The sequence below is a fragment of the Aeromonas sp. s9 genome (assembly GCF_040907765.1).
Taxonomy (GTDB): Bacteria; Pseudomonadota; Gammaproteobacteria; order Enterobacterales; family Aeromonadaceae; genus Aeromonas; species Aeromonas caviae.
Genome location: NZ_JBFOCK010000024.1, coordinates 1 through 2730, shown reverse-complemented (window position 1 = coordinate 2730; position 2730 = coordinate 1). Strand labels below are relative to the sequence as shown.

Here is a 2730-nt window from a genome sequence, read left to right as displayed (position 1 = left end):
GTTCTCAAAATGCTGGTTTTCTGTCCACACATAACTCGCGCAAGTAGCGAAGGCAGAAAGCCAGTTTGATAAAGGCTGCAAAACTCTTGGCTAGCTTTTCATATCTCGTTGAAAACCGGCGAAACTTCTTCAACCAACCGAAGCACCGCTCCACGACATTGCGCCTGCGGTAATGCACCTTGTCCAGTACCAATGGACGCCCCTTATGGCGCCGTTGCTGGTCGCTGCGTTGCGGAATGACCGCTTTTATCCTTCTCCGCCGTAGCTCGGCTCGAAAGGCTTTGCTGCTATAGGCCTTGTCTGCGGCAAGATGCGCTGGCCGTGTTCGGTAGCGACCTGATGACGTTGGTATCCTCGCCATGGCCAACGCGCTTGTTGCATAGCTGATTTCTGCTGATTGCCCCGGTGACAGGCAGAAGCTCAGTGGTAAGCCATGACCGTCCGTGACCAAGTGAATTTTGCTGCCGAAACCTCCCCGCGAACGGCCAAGGGCTTGATTCATTGAGGTGTTTTTTTACGTGCACCGGCAGCATCTTTGGATGCTCTGACATTGGAGCCGTCCAGGCACCACAGGTCGAAATCGATGAGCCCTTTTTCATTGAGCTTGAGTTGCAGCGCTTCCAGAATGGCATCAATCCGGCCTGCATCCTGCCAACGCCGGAAGGTGTTGTAGACCGAATTCCATGGTCCGAAACGTTCTGGAAGGTCTCGCCAAGGAGCTCCGGTGTGGAGTATCCAGAGAATGCCATCGAGCACTTGGCGCGGTTCACGGGTAGGGCGCCCGATCAGGCTTCGAGAAGGAAACTGGGGCTCGATAAGCCCCCATTGTGCATCAGTCAGCTGATAACGGCGGGACACGGAATGGATCTTAAGCTGTTGAGAAGATGTGAGATTATATCTTCATCACTTTAAGAACACAGCCTAGCGCAGATTTAGCGCGACGGTTACCGCGATCAGAAGGGGGCGTCATGCTGAGTGAGTTCACCCCCAAGGGACAGCAACAGGCCGGTCTGTTTGCCCCGTCGTCCGCTCAATCGGATGCGCTGATGGCCGTGATGGACCAGATCAACGCCAAGGGATTGGGGCACGTAGGCTTTGCCAGCCAAGGCACGGGGTCTGGACTGCCCCCACGACAGTAGATATTTCCTACCGGGGGATTGGCTGCCCTGACCCGAAGGCACAAGTACCGACTGCTTTGGCTTGCACCGTCAGACAGCTATCAAAAGTACATCAACCGCCAAGTCTGCCTTCATGCTTGGCTTCATAGCCCAACAGACGATCTGGCGAGAGAACAAGTCGAGTACCATCGCCAAGTAGAGCTACCCTTCTTGAGTGCGGAATACCATCTCCATACATGGGCGTGAATGTCCGTTTTAGTAATCCCCCAGAAAACAGAGGGACTAGCCCATTTAAATGACACTAAATAAACCATTATAAATCAGCTGTTGTTAACAGCTGCAACATGGCATCATCATAGCTTTCAGTCTCAGACAGACGAATCGCCTGCTTCAATAACATAGACTCAAATAAATTTCTGGCAAGACGGCCATTTGCGAACTTGTCGGTGGAATTTCTGCAATTTGAAAACTTATCAAGCAATGCTATTTCCAGTTCTTTCTCTATTAAATAGTCATTTTTTTCAGCCATTACCTTGACTATTCTGACTAATTCCTCGTCATTGTAATCATCGAACTCAATGAAAAAGTTGAACCGAGACTTAAGGCCAGGGTTCATATTCAAAAACTGCTCCATTTCGTCTTTATAACCTGCAACAATAATCACAATATCGTCACGATACTTCTCCATGGCAACCATGAGAGTTTCAATTACGACCTTGCCGAAGTCATTCTTTTCGCCAGCTAAAGCATATGCTTCATCAATGAAGAGAACCCCGCCCTTGGCTTCTTCCAGAATTTTACTGGTAGTTTTTTCTGATTCTCCAATATATTCTCCGACGAGATCTGAACGCTTAACCTCTCTGAATCCTCCTTGGCTCACCAATCCATAAGCTTTGAATAACCTGCCAATAATTCCAGCTACTGTTGTTTTTCCTGTTCCTGGGTTACCCGTGAAAACGATATGTCTACCAACTGAAACCGACTCCAGGCCCAAATTTTTTCTTTTCTGTTGAATAGCACTGAAGGCAATGAGTTCTTTTATTTTACCTTTAACACCAGCCAAACCGACAATATCATTTAACTCATTCTTAATTGATGATATTTCATCATGTACAACATCGGCAACCTTATTTGTATCAGATGATGCGCCACATAAATTACAGAGTGCTGTTATAGATGCCTGTTTGCCCTGATACTTTATATTGAAAAATGAGCACAAGGTTTTAACATCAGTAAAGGTTAGACTATTTAAAGCTTGCGATAGAGATAGCGAGCTGAGCACTCGCTCAATTAATTCATACTTATTTCCGGTACCAGTGAAGCCATTCGCCCTAAGAATAAATTGCAGGTCAGATTTATGGAGTTGCTCTAACAGTTCAAAAGAAACCATATAACTTCCTTATTTGTGAATGTGATTACATAGAAGTCAAGATGTACGCATATTTATCAGGTCCAATTGGCATACATTACTGCTCATGGTATCGTTTTTCAATAACAGTGAAAAAATATTTAAATATCTAAGGAAGGTGCGAACAAGTCCCTGATATGAGATCATGTTTGTCATCTGGAGCCATGGAACAGGGTTCATCATGAGTTATCAGCTCACCTTCGC

General features: G+C 46.5%; 3 protein-coding genes and 1 pseudogene. 1 reads left to right on the top strand and 3 read right to left on the bottom strand.

What is annotated here, in order from left to right:
• Positions 1–4 precede the first annotated feature (4 nt).
• Positions 5–858 (bottom strand): IS5 family transposase gene (locus tag AB5Y54_RS04360; RefSeq protein WP_103252041.1). Its coding sequence is split into 2 segments (ribosomal slippage): positions 5–516 and positions 516–858, totalling 855 coding nucleotides; the frame shifts between segments, so codons are not numbered across the junction.
• A 110-nt stretch (positions 859–968) separates the two neighbouring features.
• On the opposite strand from AB5Y54_RS04360, the gene AB5Y54_RS04355 reads away from it, so the two are divergent.
• Positions 969–1139: a DUF4113 domain-containing protein gene (locus AB5Y54_RS04355; RefSeq protein ID WP_234887597.1), complete on the top strand. Its 171-nt coding sequence runs from the start codon at positions 969–971 to the stop codon at positions 1137–1139.
• A gap of 72 nt (positions 1140–1211) precedes the next feature.
• Here the strand turns inward: AB5Y54_RS04355 and AB5Y54_RS04350 are convergent.
• A pseudogene (locus tag AB5Y54_RS04350) lies at positions 1212–1337 on the bottom strand (IS3 family transposase); the annotation flags it as partial.
• 94 nt (positions 1338–1431) lie between these two features.
• On the bottom strand, positions 1432–2508 hold the full coding sequence (locus AB5Y54_RS04345; RefSeq protein ID WP_368153276.1) for an AAA family ATPase: 1077 nt from the start codon (positions 2506–2508) through the stop codon (positions 1432–1434).
• Positions 2509–2730 lie beyond the last annotated feature (222 nt).

Excerpts from the sequence above, each read along its gene's own strand:
- AB5Y54_RS04355 (WP_234887597.1), top strand. The coding sequence starts at position 969 with ATGCTGAGTGAGTTCACCCCCAAGGGACAGCAACAGGCCGGTCTGTTT.
- AB5Y54_RS04345 (WP_368153276.1), bottom strand. The coding sequence starts at position 2,508 with ATGGTTTCTTTTGAACTGTTAGAGCAACTCCATAAATCTGACCTGCAA.